The sequence below is a fragment of the Aquibacillus halophilus genome (genome assembly GCF_009649745.1).
GTDB classification, from domain to species: Bacteria; Bacillota; Bacilli; order Bacillales; family Amphibacillaceae; genus Aquibacillus; species Aquibacillus halophilus.
The window spans coordinates 1-16708 of sequence record NZ_WJNG01000004.1 but is presented as its reverse complement, the minus strand read 5'-3'; the positions used below and the strand labels follow the sequence as shown (position 1 = coordinate 16708).

Below are 16708 nucleotides of genomic sequence, written 5' to 3'. Positions count from 1 at the left end.
AAGTTAAAATACTAGTAGCACAGGGCATGAAGGAGGAGTAAACAATGGCAACAAGAAAGTTATCCAAACGTCAAAAACGCATTAAAATAGTTGTTTATATCATGGTAATTGCTATGGTTTTATCGACTCTAACAGCAGGTTTAGCGATGTTTCTTTAATATAGAACCATTCAATCACACAAAAAAACAGACTGAATTATGGAGTTCTCTCCCTATTCAGTCTGTTTTTATTCCGTTCAGTTGTTTTGCAATCGATTCAAAGTCCTGATCAGACCTTGTAATAAATATTTTGGTTCCAACTGGCACTTGTGAGAACAGCTTCTCAACATCTTCATTTTTCATTCTAATGCATCCCGCAGAAACATTTTCTCCAATAGAGTTTGGTTGGTTCGTCCCATGTACACCATAAATCCTTCCATCGGTATCCTTAGCATCAAATCCAATCCAACGACTTCCTAAAGGGTTTTCTGGAGATCCCCCTATAATATTCTTTTTACGATAGTATGGGTCAACAGCTTTTATAAGAATAGTGTGCAACCCGTTTGGTGTTAGTTCATTAGTAGCACCAGTGGCGACACGGTAGATTTCCTGTATTTGATTTTTATATATATATGCAAGTTCGTTTGTTTGTTTATTAACAATTACAAGAGGGGCATATGGTGTCGGATTCTCTCCTAAGGGCCATAACGGAGATAAGAATAACATCAATAATACTAAACTTTTCGTGAAATCCACCTCATTTCTTGATGTTCTATGAATAGTTTAACCGTTTAAAGAAATTTAATGAGTTAGGTAGTTTTCACATTTTGCCTTGGTGTACGATTCTTCTTTAAAACTAAGTATTGCTCTATTTCATAAAGTAACCTAAACAAATTTGCCCTGGTTTCAAATTCCTTTCTTGTTTTGGGCAATTCATCTCCTTCAAATTGTTGTTTTAATTCTCGAATTGTTTGTAAATGAATACTAGCCGTGTTACCTGGATGTATTGAGTCAGCTAAATCGTCAAATAAATCAGCCATTCGGTAGGATTGCTCATATAAGACTGTCATTTGACTAATTAATGGTAACATTCTCCTTAAAAGTTCGAATTGCTTTTTCCGCATTATAAAATAATCGTAATAGGGATGATTACCTCTGAGTAAATGGTTTTCTAAATCTCGTAATACCATTCTCTCTGCTTCATTCAATAGATCTTCTGTTTCAGTAATTTCTTTTCCGGTCCATGTTTGTCTTCCTTCTCTTAAATAAATAGCAATTTCTTGTAAAATAATTTTAAAATTATCTTCCAGCTTTTTCTGCATTTCTATTAGGTTCGTATCTAGACTTGGCATATACAGGTTTAATAACAGGGCTGTCCCAATACCAATGACAATTAAGCCCAATTCATTCCAGATTAAATTCCAAGTAATAAACTGTGAACTATAGAGATGTAATAAGATAACAGAGCTTGTTACAATACCTGGTGTTAATTTTAATTTTACAGTTGCCGGGATAAATAAAATTAATAATATACCAATAGACGCTGGATGGTAACCTACTAATTCGAATACAACAAATGCAAATACCATAGCTAAAAGACATGCACCTAATCGGTGCCAAGAGCTCAAAAACGATCGTTTCCTCGTTGGTTGAATACATAAAAGAGTTAAGATTCCAGCAGAAACATAGTTTTCAAGTGATAACAGCTCTGCTATCCAAATGGCGAAGGGTGTACCAATGGCTGTCTTTATTGTTCGGTAACCAATTCTCAACTTAATAACTCCCTAATTATTATTTTAATGTTCAATAGTTTAAATTAAGCTCTTATCATTCAAGTCTTATAAAGGATAAGAAAAAAAGTTCCTTTGCCAGATTGTGACGACAAAGGAACTTATTGTTTAATAAACATTCAATTATAGTTCTTCACAATGCTCATCAAATATTTTTTGAAGGCGACCAACTACATCTACTGGACCAAACCCTTCAATATCATGTCGCTCGACCATTGTGACAATTTTACCATCTTTTAAAAGAGCAAATGATGGAGACGACGGTGGATATCCTTCGAAGAATTCTCTTGCTCGTTCTGTGGCTTCTCGATCTTGTCCAGCAAAAACTGTAACCAGGTGCTCAGGACGTTTATCGTAATGGATTGCATTAGCAGCAGCTGGCCTCGCTACCCCTCCAGCACATCCACAAGTCGAATTGATCATAACTAATGTTGTACCTTTACGATTTAGAGCTTCATCTACCTCTTCAGGTGTAGATAATTCAGCATATCCTGCTTCAGTAATATCTTTTCGCGCAGAATTCACTGCGTCATTCATAAATAAATTAAAATCCATTTTATATCCAACTCCTTAGAGATAACTATTGCTATTTGCAATATTAACTTTATAGTAACAAGTTTACCCATTAGTTGCAATTATTGGGGCCATAAATGGTTATATTATTAACGAAGAAAATTTTTCATTTATTATATACATTTTCCAAAACGTTAGAGCCAATACTAAATTTGACATGTGATTATATTAACTAAAAAAAGTAACGGATGTGTAAGGATGTTGTCATTTGGTTTAGAAAAAAGTAGAAAAGAGAGAGTTTATTTATCAATAGCTTTTTTAATATTACTATTATTCCTATCACCTCTTTATTTACTTGGGGAAGATGCTCACATTCGAGTTCATGATAATCTGGATTCTAATTTGGCATGGTACAAAGTACTAACTGAAAGTGGAGAAATTTTCGGGGAAGTTGGTTCGACAATTCCACAGGTGACTAATGGCTTACCAAGAAATGCATTTGGCTCTGAATTTAGTGGAATTGTATGGCTACACGCTTTATTTCCAACGATGACAGCTTATGCCATAAGTCAGACGATAACTAGAGTGGTTGCTTTTATCGGTATGTACTTACTCTTAATGAGACATTTTGTTCGTGATGAAGATGCCACAATGATAAGAGTAGGGGTTGCATTAGCATTTGCTTTAACACCTTTTTGGCCGTCAGGAATGCTCAGTACCTTAGGCCATCCACTTGCACTATGGGCATTTTTAAACATTAGAAATGGTAACTACAGGTGGGTTAATTGGCTAACACTCATTCTATTACCGCTATACTCTAGTCTTGTCCTTGGCTTTATGTTTTTTCTAGTATTAGTTGCTACCATATGGGTATTTGACCTTGTTTTTAAGCGGAATTGGAATGTACCATTTCTAGCAAGTATCGGACTGATGTCTGGAATGTTTCTATTTATTGAGTACCGACTTGTTTTATCACTACTGTCAGCTCTAGAACCAATGCATCGAATTGAATTTATATCCTCGAGGCATGATTTTTGGCACTCAATACGGCTTTCTTTTAAAAATTTCTTTTTAGGTCACACCCATGTAATGACCGTACACACATTAGTTATTATTCCTTTACTATTTTTAACGCTAGGTATTATTTTTTTTCACAAAAAGAAGAAAACAGAGAAGTTGTTTATACTCCTGTTCGTCACCAACTACGCTCTCTCTCTATGGTATGCGATGTGGTTTAACAACATTTGGATTCCCTTAAAAAGAACAATAGATATACTCGTTACATTTAATTTTGCTCGCTTTCACTTCTTAAGACCTTTAATCATTTACCTTAGTTTTGCCCTTGCATGTGTGATTTTATGGAGGCTTGGTGAAAGGTGGCGAAAAGTTGTTGTTATCGCTATTATTGCTCAGTTAGTTGTACTCCTTCCATTTAACGAGGAAATACATTATGGCTTCTATCATAAGTCGCCTTCTTTTCGGGAATTTTATGCGGAGGAGCAGTTCAAGGATATTAAAGAACATATTGGTCAGCCTCAGGAATCCTATCGGGTCGCAAGTATTGGGATTCATCCTGCCATTTCACAATATAATGGGTTTTACACATTAGATACTTACAATAACCTTTACCCTATCTCTTATAAACATCAATTTAGAAGAATAATTTCTGAGGAATTAGATAAGAACAAAACATTAAAAAGGTATTACGATGAATGGGGCAGCCGGTGTTACATTTTTGTAGATGAATTAGGGAAGAATTATGATTTCAGAAAAAACTCAAATAAACAAATCGAAAATCTTAATTTAAATACTGAAGTCTTTAAAGAGATGGGTGGACGTTACTTTATCTCCGCTGTACCAATTAACAACGCCAACGAAAATAATATTAGATTGGTAAAAGAGTTTACACATCCCGAATCAGTTTGGAAAATTTACTTATATCAAACATCTTAGTTAAACATCCTAATAGGAGGAAAAAGATTGAAGATATCACATACTTTATTGACTATAGTCGTACCCTGTTATGAAGAACAAGAAGTCATAAATAAAACCATTGAACAACTAACGATACAATTAAATAAACTTGTAGAAGAAAATTTAATTTCGGATAAAAGCAAGCTATTGTTCGTAGATGATGGAAGTAAGGATGGTACATGGACATTAATAGCTAAAGCATGTGCAACAAATAGGTATGTTACAGGCTTAAAGCTTTCCCGTAACGTAGGACATCAGACGGCTCTTATTGCTGGATTAAAACGAGCCCAAGAAAAATCTAGCTGTGCTATTTCTATCGATGCAGATTTACAGGATGACATTAATGTTATTCGTGATTTTGTCTTGAAGTATCATGAGGGGTATGATGTTGTCTATGGTGTGCGTCGTAGTAGAAAAACCGACACACATTTTAAACGGATAACTGCTCAAGGTTTTTATCGGGTTATGAATAAACTTGGGATTAATCTAGTTTATAATCATGCAGATTATCGTTTAATGAGTAAACGAGTGCTTGAGGAGCTTAATCAATACCAGGAGGAAAAATTGTTCTTAAGAGGAATTCTTCCGATGATTGGTTTTAAAACTACTAAAGTAATGTACGATCGAAAAGAAAGATATGCAGGCGATACCAAATATCCTATAAAAAGAATGTTATCGTTTGCATTTGATGGAATTACATCATTTAGCATTGCTCCGATTCGTTTCATTACTTATTTAGGTTTCTTTTTATTTTTTTTAGGCGGGATTGCCGGTATGTATGCTATTATACAAAAAATAATTGGAAATACTGATGCAGGCTGGACCTCATTAATGATTTCCATCTGGCTTTTAGGTGGACTACAATTAATGGGTACAGGAATTATTGGTGAATATATCGGCAGAATCTTTATGGAGGTAAAAAAAAGACCAAAATATGCAATAGATATAGATTTGTACACGGATAAGGACCCGTTCCAGTATTTAAGAACCACAACTAGTACAATAATCCCTGGAAAAAAACTGCAAATGAAGAAATAATATGAAGAATATTTCTCCCTTTTCTCGGTTTGTTTTAGTGGGTCTGGTCAACACAGCAGTCAGTTTAACACTTATGTACTTCCTATTCTTTAGTGGGTTGTCATATTGGATTTCAACATTTATCGGAAATCTAGTAGGTGCCTGTGTTAGTTACCTATTAAACAAAACTTTTACTTTTCGCAGCGAGAAATCCGTTTTACAAACCATTTTTCGTTTTTTCCTTGTGGTAATCCTGTGCTATTTATTTGCTTATTATATTGGAAAACAATCTTCTATCTGGTTGCTTCAAAATTTATTATTGCTTCCATCATTTTACAGTGGATATCTAGCCATATTTTTTGGAACTACAATCTATACTATTCTTAATTACTTTGGCCAGAAAAATTTTGTATTCAATAAATAATTCTGACTTCATATTATAAAATAGTAGTATTCGGACGGATAAGTTGCATACCAGATTTTAAATCCTAGAGGCAAATAATGTTAGGGTTGTTTGTCTCTACCTGTTTCAAGCTCTTACAAACTGGGAAGGTTATATAAAACAAACTTATTAGGAGGGATAGTATCAAGGGGAAACCAATTATTATCCATTTAATAAATATAGTAATCGGAATTGCTCAGTTGATTTTGGGGCTAAGGATTGTTTTAAGATTATTTGGAGCCAATGAAACTGCACCGTTTGTTCGATGGATCTATGAAACAAGTGCGCCATTACTTTATCCATTCGAAGGAATATTCCCAACCGCCAATCTTGATGGTACATTTGTAATTGAATTTTCCGCATTATTCGCTACTATTATTTATACTATCGTCGGTTATGCTTTAACTAGATTAGTTATGATGTTTGATGGTATGGCAAAAAAATGAATGATGGTTATACGAAGGGATAGTATCAATTTTTGATACTATCCCTTACTCTCTTGACTAATTGGGAAAAGGGTAGCATCATTGCAATCCGTTCTTCCTTCATTCTTAATTCTTTGCCCTGGATGTTAAATGCATAATAACAAAAGTTAACCAGCCGACAACGAGTAACATAATAGCAGCTAGTATTAGTATTAAAATCATCCATCCACTCATTAGCATTGCGAGATAATAAAGGACAATTCCTGTATTAGCTGTAATCAAAGGATAAATTAGTTTTCTTCTTTTAGAATAAAAACGAGCAATTAAAAAAAGACCCAAACCAAACAACAATGAAGGAAAAACATAGATCAAAAAGATAGCAACACCCGAATCCAAATTCATTATTATCCTCCTTTTTGACATGTCAATAAAAGTATATAATAGTTATTATAATCTCAATTTTTACTAGGTTCCAGTGACAAGCTTATTTGGAGTAATTAGAATTGGGCTTTAACCTACAAAAACCAACTCCAGATCTAAGAGTTGGTTTTTGTAGGTTCATTGATTCGGATAGCCGGGTGGATAGTAATACGGAGGTACTTTAATCCAACCTCTTTTTCGCATCAGCGTTTTTAAAGTTGATCTAAACGTAACCCACTCTGAATAAAAGTTAAGCCACATCATACCCATATCATTACGAAGCGAGTCAGCTTGTCCTTTAGCACAATGCTGCATGCATATTACTAATTTAAAAGCAATTCCATTGGAAATCTCACTATCTGTCAACTTTACCCCTAAAGGTACTTCCTTTGAATCTGAGTTAGGTTTTGATGATGTGACATCTGGCAAGGAAATTCCCTCCTGCCTCATAAATTGACTCATCTTTTTCACATGGGATTCACACAATTGTACTGCATCTGTCAACATTTCTATTATTTCATCATCTGAAGAGGTATTTAATCCAATTTCCTCATACCGAATAAATTCCTCCACCATCGTAACATATTTCCAACAATCACCTACTTCGATTACATGTAATGGCGATTTAGGCTCATCTGTATTATCAATAGCTAACTTTAATGAGTTCCAAACTGCTTCAAATGGGTTAGGCATTTCTTCTCACCTCCTCAACCATATCATTCCTGATATACCTGAAATAATGTAAAGAATCTCCAAACTCATCATTCTACAACGTTAACTTATAGATTCTCCTAAAATCATTGTAATAAACAAAGGAAAATATCTTAGTTGGTCTTATTTAGAACTATCAAAAAAAGACTTAGGGGTATTTGACTCGAACCTCATTATTTCATCTGTTGTTGGATGTTTAAAGGCTAAAGTCTTCGCATGTAAACCAAGTCTACTTATTGGATTGACCTTTGAACCATATTTTTTGTCTCCTACGATTGGATGACCAATATCCTCCATGTGAACACGAATTTGATTCTTCCTTCCAGTTTCAAGATGAACGTTCAATAATGTAAAGTTAGTGTTTGATTGGATTTTTTGGTAATGTGTGACCGCATGTTGTCCATCGTTTGGATTGGAACTGGAATACATTTTTAATGTCTTGCTTTCCTTCAACCAGGAAGTTATTGTTCCCTCTTGTTTTTTAATTACGCCTTCAACAAGAGCTATGTAAGCACGTTCCTCAACTATATCTTTCCATGAATTTTGCAACTTTAATTTTACCTTCTCGCTCTTAGCAAACATCATTACTCCTGAAGTATCTCTGTCTAATCGGTGAACGACAAAAACTCTGTTTTTCGGATTTATTTTCTGTACATATGTCATTAGTTGCTTATAGGCTGTCAGTGACTTTTCTTTTGGTGAGGAGATCGACAATAACCCAGATTCTTTTTCAATGACAATGATGTCATCATCCTCATGGACAATTTTCAATCCAGTAAAAGAAGCTGCTTTTGCTACTATATTTTTTTCAATCGAAATTTTGTAACCGGGTTCCAGTTGAAAGTTATGTTTGGTTATAACCTCACCATTCACGTACACTTGGCCACGAGTAAGAATAGACTTCACCGAGTTACGACTTCGATTTGATAAAGTATCTAATAGGAAAGGTAACAATTCAGCTTCCTCTTCAACAATATACAATTCAGGTTTAGCCACATTTTTTGTTGATTTGTTCTGTCTGTTTTTCACGATCAATAATTTCCTCCTAGTTGGCCCCACTTTTAAAATAATTAATCTTCATCCTTGATATCGATATCTTCTGGAATTGGCTCATTCCAAAATTCATCCACTAGTTTTTTATAATTTTCCAATTGTTCCATATGTGTAGTAAATTGCTCTTTGTTAATTACATATTGTTCCCCGTCATGAATTGCACGAATTCGCCCTTGGTCAATAAACTTCTTAATTTGACTCTCAGGTATTTCAATGAACTCTGCAGCCTCTTTAATTGTTAAGTACATGGATTCACCCTCACTAATTTATGTGACAATTCCACCCATAATTGTAGCACTAAGCACCTCAATCTCATAACTTTTGTGTTTGCCCATCCTTCACCAAGAAAGAAAGAGGAAATCGAATTATAATGAGCATTAATCAAACCAAAGATATTTTGTAATTGAAGCTGCAAAGTACGTTGGATGAATTGACCTAAAAAAATTGTATGTTGATTTATGGAATAGCTAAAGGGTATGGTTCAGCTACCTATGAGACAAATTGATTTTTCAAGACTAATCAATTGACCGACTATAACTAAGGTTACAAAGACTGAATGTTGAAAGGCGTCAGAGTAACTCCTTGTTTCCATTACTAGAAACCATTCAAATAAAACCCTAATTACGCATGATAATAAATATCATATAAGCTATATAAGCAACAGTTAGAATAATTCCCTCTTGTTTTCCAATCCTGAAAGATGTTCGAGAAAAAACTAATAAAGTTACAGTTAGCAGTATCATTAATAGAACATCAACAAATATTTTTCCCTCTACTGCAAGTGGAGCAATAACCGAGGCTGAACCGAGTACAAATAATATGTTAAAAATGTTACTCCCTACAATATTTCCTAATGCAATTTCACTTTCCTTCTTAAGGGCTGCTGTTATTGAAGTAATTAATTCTGGTAATGATGTCCCCACTGCTACAATTGTTAAACCAACTAAAGTTTCACTCATTCCAAACGACACTGCAATTGTAGTTGCATTATTAACTACTACATCCCCACCTATTATAATTCCAGCGAGACCAATTAGTGTAATAACTATATTCTTCCCCCATGGGGAACTCTCCTGATTTGCGCCGCTATCTTCTTTTATTTTTTCTCGATTATTTCTTGCTACCTCAAATATGTAATATAAGAAAATAGTAAAAAACAATAAAAGAATAAAGCCATCGCCTCTGGTAATAAAGTTCTCACTCAATAACTGGAAGCTTATATCACTAATTAGGATCAATAATGCTATGCTAGCAAGTAAAGTAAATGGAATTTCCTTTCTAATTGTTACACTGTCAACTTTTAATGGATTAATCATCGCAGTCAATCCAACTACTAAAGTAATGTTAAAAATATTGCTTCCAACAACATTTCCAATAGCTACACCAGCATTGCCTTCTAGTGCGGCAACTATACTCACGGTTGCCTCCGGTGAACTAGTACCAAATGCTACGATGGTTAGTCCTATCAATAGTGGTGAGATATGGAAAGCTCTAGCCATTTTTGATGCTCCGTCAACAAAAAAATCTGCACCTTTAATTAACAAAGCAAAACCTATAATTAAAAATAAATAAGTCACTTATTATCAATCCCCTTCTATATACTTCCTGCAAAGTAACATTGGATGGACTTTCGTATAACATGAACAGAATTCCTTATCGTCTTTGTTTCTATGAATGCCACGGGAGTTAAGCAATCTTCCCCAAAAACTTAAGGCCCTCCACCACTTTACTTCAATGCTAGTCACACTAATTTATTTTCTAGTTTATCTGTTACTTGGCTAAATTTCCAATTTAAGATTGTAGTTGAATTTTTGACGAATAATTGGAATTGTTTATTCAAGTCCTGTTTAAGTAACATTTTTGTATGCGACTAGAGTGTCACCACTTACTAATCTTCCACCATCTTAGTAATGCCATACATGAGGATAAAATTCTATTTTTTCTGTCATTTAACATGAATTAGGGTAAAAACCAAACAGGTTAGTAACAACTAATAAAATTCAGGTTTCTTAATAGGTTACTAGTTTATAATTTAATAATCCACTATAATGAAATCAGTTAATCTAGAACGGGGGATTCAAATGAAAAGGATCATCATTTTTCTCATTTCACTTTCTGTGATTGTTACCATTGCTTATCCAAATAATAATCGAACACTTTCGGCAAAATCACTTTCTGAATCCGACAGATTTCCCCATCAAAAAGACTTCTCAGATGATCATCCTCTCATTCAAGCTGTTATTTTTCATGAATTACAAAGAACAATAAAATATCTATCACTGCAAGTCTATCCTTCACCAAAAGAATGGGGGCTACATGTCTCCGGTGTGAAAAATCGAATAAATACAGAAGAGCCTATTATTGCATTAACATTAGATGCTTGTGGCTCTTCCACCGGAAATGGCTTTGATGGACAATTGATTAATTTTTTAATAGATAATGAAATTCCAGCTACTCTATTCATTAATGAACGCTGGATTACAGCAAATGAGGAAACATTTTTATTTTTGGCAGGAATAGATCTCTTCCAAATTGAAAATCATGGTACCCACCATAAACCTCTGAGTATAGATGGTCAGAAAGCATATGGGATAAATGGCACAAATTCTCCGTCTGAGGTTTTGGAAGAAGTAATGACAAACTACCAAAAAATATACCAGATTACCGGCAAGAAACCTAGGTATTTCCGTTCAGGGACGGCACACTATGATGAAGTATCTGTCTCATTACTAGACAATTTAGGAGTTGAAGTAGTCAACTTTGATATTAACGGTGACGCAGGTGCTACCTATACAGCCAATCAAGTTAAAAATTCTCTCCTCCAAGCACAGCCAGGCTCCATCGTTATTCTTCATATGAACCAACCTAACTCTGGTACCGCAGAAGGAGTTGCTATTGCAGTTCCTCAATTAAAGGACCTGGGGTTTGAATTTGTTAAATTAGAAGATTACGAGCTTTATTAATAGTTATTGAACAACTTTTTGTTATAAAGGCGAGAATAAATAAAGCTGTGTAAATAGATTTGCTTACAGTTGGAGGAATATCAGTGGGAAATGAGGAATTACTGAATAAAATACAACTCACTGAAGGAGAAACTATAATGGAAGAAATATATAACACCGTAGTGAACGCTATTATTATTGATCTAGAGGAGGAATACGAAGGAAATAAATTTGAACTACTTGAGGAGTTAGAGTGTGGATTAAAACAGTATAATGATTTTCTTGATGCATGCAGGGATCATAAGCTAAACTTTTATCTCAGTCAGATTATTGAAGACTGTCCAGAGCTGTATGCTTACCACTGGGAATCCCTAAAAGCCACATTGGAATATTACCGGTTTGCCATTCAATCTTACTAGAAAAATTTAATCGCTTCTTCTAGTGTACATAAAAATTTGAATTGGTTTTGGAAGTGGTTCCAATTGGTTTCTCGTTATATAAGCGTTGCAGCTTGCATCTAACATGTTGTATAGATAATTAAACTCTAGACTATTCGCTAAAATTTGATCTAATTTACTATTAAATAAACGTTTATTACTTGCCCCTTTCAACTTTAATAAAGATTCAGTAGCCTTATACTTAGACCTGTATAATAGCTGATTAAATGATTTTGTGTGTCTTCTAGCAACCAGCTTTTGCAATGGAGTAACCTTAAAATTTATTTCAATTCTATCAACTTTCGATATGAGTAATTGTAGTTTTAAATCAAGTTCAATTTTATCAATAAACTCATTGTTATAGTTGCTAGCTACCTCTATTAAATCATCTAACAGTTCATCGATCAGTTGCACTTTAATCACCTTCTCCCATTTAAATTAACTAGGAATTTAGATTTACCTTATATAATTGCTCGTCCTACTATTAGTTATTATCCAAAAGGTTTACTGCTCATCCACTGAAAAAAACAAGCATTAATGGGAAATCGTTCACTTCTCAAAATGATCAATCTTTTTTTTCATAGCAGAAATAACTGTTCGCTTATATCGTATCCCGATAAAAAGCACCTTCATTTTTTGTACCATGGACAATTGATCGAACCGCCGATCGGTCTTTTGAAAAGATTTAATTATTGACCAACTATGGAGGATTGAATTTTCGTTTGAATAAAACTTATTGTTTAAATGAATAACTAAAGACTTTAAATTTAAATCCCTTTGTTCGTCAACAATACAGGGTACATACTTTTTGCCATCATTTTTCCGGAGATATTCGAATCGACTGAGACCACTTAAGATAGTATAGTTATTGTCTTGTTTATTTTTTCTCACAACTAGAAGATGCATACAATCTAACATTAAGATATGGAGCTTTTTTATTTCCTCTGTCATTCTAATAGATGTACCAGGTCTAATCTTGCTTAGTGGAAGATATTGAATTCTAAACTTCACACAATCCTCTCCTTTTTTCTTATGGAGTATAAATCTTACAAAAAAGATCAATTGAAGGAGGTTAAGTATAGATATCACCAATTACCTTTTATTAGTATATGTATAAATTAGGCTTATGCACCCATTAACATTACATATTTAAAAAATATTAAAAAAAAATTAAAACCTTTCCACATTACTAGCAGAAAGGTTTAATTCATTAAAAATATTTTATCTATAATTTATAAACTGTACATCAATCGTCAGTTTGGCTTCTCTAATCGCTGCCATGATAGCTTGTAAATCATCACGATTCTTTCCAGTCACACGAATTTGGTCATCTTGAATTTGACTCTTTACTTTAAGTCCACTATCTTTAATAATTTTATTTATTTTTTTTGCTTGTTCTTTATCAATACCTTGAATTAGCTTTGCTCGTTGGCGTACAGTTCCCCCAAAAGCATTTTCGATTTTGCCATAATCAATGTTTTTTGTGGAAACATTACGTTTAATCAATTTACTAATTAATACATCTTTAAGCTGCTCCAATTTGTATTCATCATCGGAAACTAACACAAGCTCTTCATCTTCTACATTTATAGTACTTTTACTTCCCTTAAAGTCGTAGCGAGTCTTTATTTCTTTAGTTGCCATTGTGACTGCATTTATAACTTCGGGTAAGTCAATTTCTGATACAACATCAAATGAACTATCTTTTGCCATGATATACCTCCACTTTTTACTCTACTATAACAAAATATTACTTTAATTTCCTCAGTTTACTATATATTTAGTTAGCTAAGTGGGATTAGTTAAAAAGTATTGTGTTTCACTTCTATTATTTACTAATACATAAGCAATAGCCTACATCCACTCCTAATCCATTCAACTACCTTTTATATGTGCTTTGTTCCTTTTACCAAGATAGCCATAAATGGAAACTAATATAATAACCATAATTCCAGTTGAGTACCAAGGTAGCTCAGTAATAGCCTCACCAAAAGCTGTATAAAGAACAGCTGGCATAATTTGACCTAAAACTGAAAAGTACATATACTCCTTGAATGATTTTGACATTTCCATTAGATAAAGAGAAAGTAAATGGAAGTGGACGAACGGCATAATACGTAAAATCATCACCTGGCTAACCGAAACAGTTCGATCTTGAAATACTTTTTTCTTTAAATGGGTGACGCCTTTACGAAATCTTGGAAATTTAATAACCAACTGATAGGAAACTAAACTCATGAGAGAAAGGCCAATAAAAGATAATAATGCACCCTTAATAAAACCGAATAATACCCCACCTCCAATACAAACGACAATAACCGGAAGGAAGAAAAACGGCCGAAATAAATGCAATAGGATAAAAAGAACTGGAGCTAACCATCCAGTACCTTCTATTAGAAATTCAAGGGACTGATTAAATTGATCCATAGGATTCCCCCTGTTAAAAATTCCTAACTCACTTTAAGACTAAACGCTTATAGGGGTAAAACAGAACAAAATAAAAGGTAAATAGACCGCCAATAATAAGTGTATTAGAATAGTTTCACTAGAATATAAAAAACCGCCTATTATCAAAGCGGTTTTTTTATATTCAAATATTACTGTTATTTTACTTTAACAATTCCATAACCTTATCTAATACTTTCTTATCCTTCGTCGTAACTGTTTTTGGTTTCTTAGGAGTTACAGCGCTACTCTTCTCTTTTTTGACAGTTAAAATTTGTAAATAAAATGGTTCCGACTCTCTGTCACCATTTAAAAATCCTCGCAATATTTTAACCTTCTTTACCGAACCTGTCATTTTACCGTTATAGTCCCATTCTATTCCATTCTTATACGTTTGATCAATACTTTCCTTTAAAGCCAAAGCTTCTGATACAGCTTCTTTTGGTGTTTTAAAAAAAGTACCTCTTCTATTCAATCCCTTTTTCTTAAATCCATCACCAATTTTTGCCTGATATAACATACCTGTCATTTTGGTCATCCTTTCGTATTGGTCTCAAACCCTCTGCCGATGAGTTGAACCACCAGAAGACCAAAGGGCTTACCCTTTTTTAATCAGTATACACTTTATTACCAGTTAATACCACTATACTGTCTTTTCTTGGTGGAATTCAGTCCAGAAGTAAGGTATAATAACTAATTAAATAAAAGGAATTTTTGGGGCATACTCTTATACTTGCATATTTAATTATTTTAGAAATAAAAACACTGGTCATAATAAAAACAAGGAAATCCCTTGAAAAACACAACTTTATTTTTTATAATCTATAAAGAATAGTGATACAACTTTATTTTTAATACTTATAACCATTTGATTAAATTGCTATAATTTGTTATAATGAATTGGTTTTAAAATTATTGAGGGGGAACTTTTTTTGTCAATCGAAGTAGGCAGCAAGGTACAAGGTAAGGTAACAGGCATCACCAATTTTGGAGCATTCGTAGAATTACCTGGAGGCTCGACAGGTCTTGTTCACATCAGTGAGGTAGCAGATAGCTATGTAAAAGATGTTAATGATCATCTTAAAGTTGGCGACCAAATTGAAGTTAAAGTAATCAGTGAGAAGGACGGAAAAACTGCCTTGTCCATCAAAAAAGCGATAGATCGACCTGAAGGACAAACCTCTTCTTATTCCCAACGCCCAGCGCGCCAAGGAAGAGACGATAGGAATTCCAAAAACTTCCGTTCAAAAAGCAACTTTAAACCAAAGGAAAGTTTTGAAGATAAAATGTCAAAATTCCTAAAGACTAGTGAAGAAAATTTATATAATCTTAAACGTAGCACCGAAACAAAACGGGGCGGTAGAGGCGGAAGACGCGGATAACCTGCTACATTTTATAAATATAGTTGAAGGCAAGCCCAAAAATCGGTTTGCCTTTTTTGTTTTTCTATAAAAGATGAATCTTTTTCTATCTCACGAATCTAACCTTGATTTAAAAGGATACTTTTGCTTAGTTGGAATTAGTTTAAAGAGCACTCACTGAAACAGGCTGATAAAAATCGGATTAAGAAAATAGTATTTTTAAAAATTTGAGTGTTATAATACGATTTAAATACAGGAAACTACACTAATTGGAGGCTAACATGCTTACATATAATGAAAAAATAGCAATTATAGAATCTTTCACTGAATTACAACGGAAAGATGTATCTTTGGGTCGTCACAATTACCATTTTGAAGAAAGTGTAATTGATAAAAAGCTTGTAGTCTATCATCTACACCCAAATGGGAATGGATTTGTCTATGCTGAATTAATAAATGACGATTATGTTATTGACAATAAAGGAATGGTAAATATTCGTGACTTTTCTGAGCAGGAAATTCGAAAAGTAATAAAGCAGTCAATTGAATCCCTCTCTGAACAAGAACCTTTTGAGGAAACATGGGTAAATTCTGAAAATCAGACCCTAAAGGTAATTAACGATTTTGATTCGTGGAATGTTTATGCTGGGGAAATGTTAGACGGAAGCTATGCAACCTATAATGGTGCTGCTGATTATCTTCAACAAGAGGGTTTTAGACGAATATAAGCTAAGAGGAAACCTAGGTAGAATTGACTTAGAAAAAAGATTGTTTATGACAGAATACCTATAAACTCCGACGTAACTATCTGACTTCCTTACGGTCTTTATTGGGAATAGTGCTATTTCGCCGCTGCGGAAAAACACTCCCTTTCCATGGGGAACGCCTCAGCCTCCTCGCTCGTAAAGAACACTCACTGCGGGGTCTTCAGACTGTTCCTTTCCCATAGGAGTGTCGTATTTTTCCTCCGCTTTGAGTAGCTCACTGTTCAAGGGTGGATCCTTGAGACAATAAATTCATGGGTTTTTCTTTAATAAAAAAACACTACTACTAGCGTAGACGGAATCCATAGACATTTCGAAAATACCTGCGCTTACTCGTCGCATGAGACCTTTGTTACTTTTCACTCTAGAGTCGATTGTCTACACCACAATCAACCATTATAAGTATTTAACTCTGGTTGGTTTAATGTAGTAGTTA

At 33.9% G+C, this 16708-nt stretch carries 22 protein-coding genes; 9 read left to right on the top strand and 13 right to left on the bottom strand.

Annotation, left to right across the window (positions count from 1 at the left end; all coding sequences use genetic code 11):
• Positions 1 to 44 precede the first annotated feature (44 nt).
• Positions 45 to 158 carry a stressosome-associated protein Prli42 gene (prli42, locus tag GH741_RS05530; protein ID WP_153735798.1) on the top strand — a complete coding sequence of 38 codons (114 nt, stop codon included), beginning with the start codon at positions 45 to 47 and terminating at the stop codon, positions 156 to 158.
• Positions 159 to 215: 57 nt separating this feature from the next.
• Here prli42 and GH741_RS05525 read toward each other — a convergent pair whose 3' ends face one another.
• From GH741_RS05525 to GH741_RS05515, 3 genes are all read right to left on the bottom strand, one after another.
• Positions 216 to 704 (bottom strand): L,D-transpeptidase, encoded by a 489-nt coding sequence (locus GH741_RS05525; RefSeq protein WP_153735797.1) that lies wholly within the window; start codon positions 702 to 704, stop codon positions 216 to 218.
• A gap of 83 nt (positions 705 to 787) precedes the next feature.
• Positions 788 to 1750 carry an aromatic acid exporter family protein gene (locus GH741_RS05520; RefSeq protein ID WP_153735796.1) on the bottom strand — a complete coding sequence of 321 codons (963 nt, stop codon included), beginning with the start codon at positions 1748 to 1750 and terminating at the stop codon, positions 788 to 790.
• 141 nt (positions 1751 to 1891) lie between these two features.
• Positions 1892 to 2323, bottom strand: a complete 432-nt coding sequence (locus tag GH741_RS05515) for a BrxA/BrxB family bacilliredoxin (RefSeq protein WP_153735795.1) — start codon at positions 2321 to 2323, stop codon at positions 1892 to 1894.
• Between the two features lie 216 nt (positions 2324 to 2539).
• On the opposite strand from GH741_RS05515, the gene GH741_RS05510 reads away from it, so the two are divergent.
• From GH741_RS05510 to GH741_RS05495, 4 genes are all read left to right on the top strand, one after another.
• Positions 2540 to 4234 carry a DUF6044 family protein gene (locus GH741_RS05510; protein ID WP_153735794.1) on the top strand — a complete coding sequence of 565 codons (1695 nt, stop codon included), beginning with the start codon at positions 2540 to 2542 and terminating at the stop codon, positions 4232 to 4234.
• Between the two features lie 27 nt (positions 4235 to 4261).
• Entirely contained in the window at positions 4262 to 5293 is a 1032-nt protein-coding gene (locus GH741_RS05505) for a glycosyltransferase family 2 protein (protein ID WP_153735793.1), read from the top strand.
• 1 nt (position 5294) lies between these two features.
• Positions 5295 to 5696 (top strand): GtrA family protein, encoded by a 402-nt coding sequence (locus GH741_RS05500; protein WP_153735792.1) that lies wholly within the window; start codon positions 5295 to 5297, stop codon positions 5694 to 5696.
• Between the two features lie 146 nt (positions 5697 to 5842).
• Positions 5843 to 6160: a YggT family protein gene (locus GH741_RS05495; RefSeq protein WP_338079269.1), complete on the top strand. Its 318-nt coding sequence runs from the start codon at positions 5843 to 5845 to the stop codon at positions 6158 to 6160.
• Between the two features lie 105 nt (positions 6161 to 6265).
• Here the strand turns inward: GH741_RS05495 and GH741_RS05490 are convergent, their stop codons facing one another.
• The 5 genes from GH741_RS05490 to GH741_RS05470 all read right to left on the bottom strand — a co-directional run bounded on the left by GH741_RS05490 (position 6266) and on the right by GH741_RS05470 (position 9900).
• Entirely contained in the window at positions 6266 to 6541 is a 276-nt protein-coding gene (locus tag GH741_RS05490; protein ID WP_153735790.1) for a hypothetical protein, read from the bottom strand.
• A gap of 156 nt (positions 6542 to 6697) precedes the next feature.
• Complete coding sequence (locus GH741_RS05485; protein ID WP_153735789.1) at positions 6698 to 7252, bottom strand: DUF3231 family protein; 555 nt, start codon at positions 7250 to 7252, stop codon at positions 6698 to 6700.
• Between the two features lie 141 nt (positions 7253 to 7393).
• Entirely contained in the window at positions 7394 to 8305 is a 912-nt protein-coding gene (locus tag GH741_RS05480) for an RluA family pseudouridine synthase (protein WP_153735788.1), read from the bottom strand.
• 35 nt (positions 8306 to 8340) lie between these two features.
• Positions 8341 to 8571 carry an excisionase family DNA-binding protein gene (locus tag GH741_RS05475; protein ID WP_153735787.1) on the bottom strand — a complete coding sequence of 77 codons (231 nt, stop codon included), beginning with the start codon at positions 8569 to 8571 and terminating at the stop codon, positions 8341 to 8343.
• 369 nt (positions 8572 to 8940) lie between these two features.
• A complete protein-coding gene (locus tag GH741_RS05470) occupies positions 8941 to 9900 on the bottom strand; it encodes a calcium/sodium antiporter (RefSeq protein WP_338079256.1) in 960 nt (319 codons plus the stop codon).
• A 504-nt stretch (positions 9901 to 10404) separates the two neighbouring features.
• Here GH741_RS05470 and GH741_RS05465 point away from each other — a divergent pair.
• Both GH741_RS05465 and GH741_RS05460 read left to right on the top strand, forming a co-directional pair.
• Positions 10405 to 11286: a polysaccharide deacetylase family protein gene (locus GH741_RS05465; protein WP_153735786.1), complete on the top strand. Its 882-nt coding sequence runs from the start codon at positions 10405 to 10407 to the stop codon at positions 11284 to 11286.
• A gap of 137 nt (positions 11287 to 11423) precedes the next feature.
• A complete protein-coding gene (locus tag GH741_RS05460) occupies positions 11424 to 11684 on the top strand; it encodes a hypothetical protein (protein ID WP_153735785.1) in 261 nt (86 codons plus the stop codon).
• Positions 11685 to 11690: 6 nt separating this feature from the next.
• Here the strand turns inward: GH741_RS05460 and GH741_RS05455 are convergent, their stop codons facing one another.
• The 5 genes from GH741_RS05455 to GH741_RS05435 all read right to left on the bottom strand — a co-directional run bounded on the left by GH741_RS05455 (position 11691) and on the right by GH741_RS05435 (position 14676).
• Entirely contained in the window at positions 11691 to 12116 is a 426-nt protein-coding gene (locus GH741_RS05455) for a hypothetical protein (protein ID WP_153735784.1), read from the bottom strand.
• A 135-nt stretch (positions 12117 to 12251) separates the two neighbouring features.
• Entirely contained in the window at positions 12252 to 12713 is a 462-nt protein-coding gene (locus GH741_RS05450; RefSeq protein WP_153735783.1) for a hypothetical protein, read from the bottom strand.
• Between the two features lie 210 nt (positions 12714 to 12923).
• Complete coding sequence (locus tag GH741_RS05445) at positions 12924 to 13415, bottom strand: YajQ family cyclic di-GMP-binding protein (protein ID WP_153735782.1); 492 nt, start codon at positions 13413 to 13415, stop codon at positions 12924 to 12926.
• 162 nt (positions 13416 to 13577) lie between these two features.
• A complete protein-coding gene (locus tag GH741_RS05440; protein ID WP_153735781.1) occupies positions 13578 to 14129 on the bottom strand; it encodes a TVP38/TMEM64 family protein in 552 nt (183 codons plus the stop codon).
• A 181-nt stretch (positions 14130 to 14310) separates the two neighbouring features.
• Positions 14311 to 14676: a hypothetical protein gene (locus tag GH741_RS05435; RefSeq protein ID WP_153735780.1), complete on the bottom strand. Its 366-nt coding sequence runs from the start codon at positions 14674 to 14676 to the stop codon at positions 14311 to 14313.
• 403 nt (positions 14677 to 15079) lie between these two features.
• Between GH741_RS05435 and GH741_RS05430 the strand changes: the two genes are divergently transcribed.
• Together GH741_RS05430 and GH741_RS05425 are read left to right on the top strand one after the other, a co-directional pair.
• Positions 15080 to 15529: a S1 domain-containing RNA-binding protein gene (locus tag GH741_RS05430; protein WP_153735779.1), complete on the top strand. Its 450-nt coding sequence runs from the start codon at positions 15080 to 15082 to the stop codon at positions 15527 to 15529.
• Positions 15530 to 15789: 260 nt separating this feature from the next.
• The gene (locus GH741_RS05425) at positions 15790 to 16236 is read left to right on the top strand and encodes a hypothetical protein (protein ID WP_153735778.1); all 447 of its coding nucleotides are present in this window, start codon (positions 15790 to 15792) and stop codon (positions 16234 to 16236) included.
• The last annotated feature ends 472 nt before the right edge of the window (positions 16237 to 16708 follow it).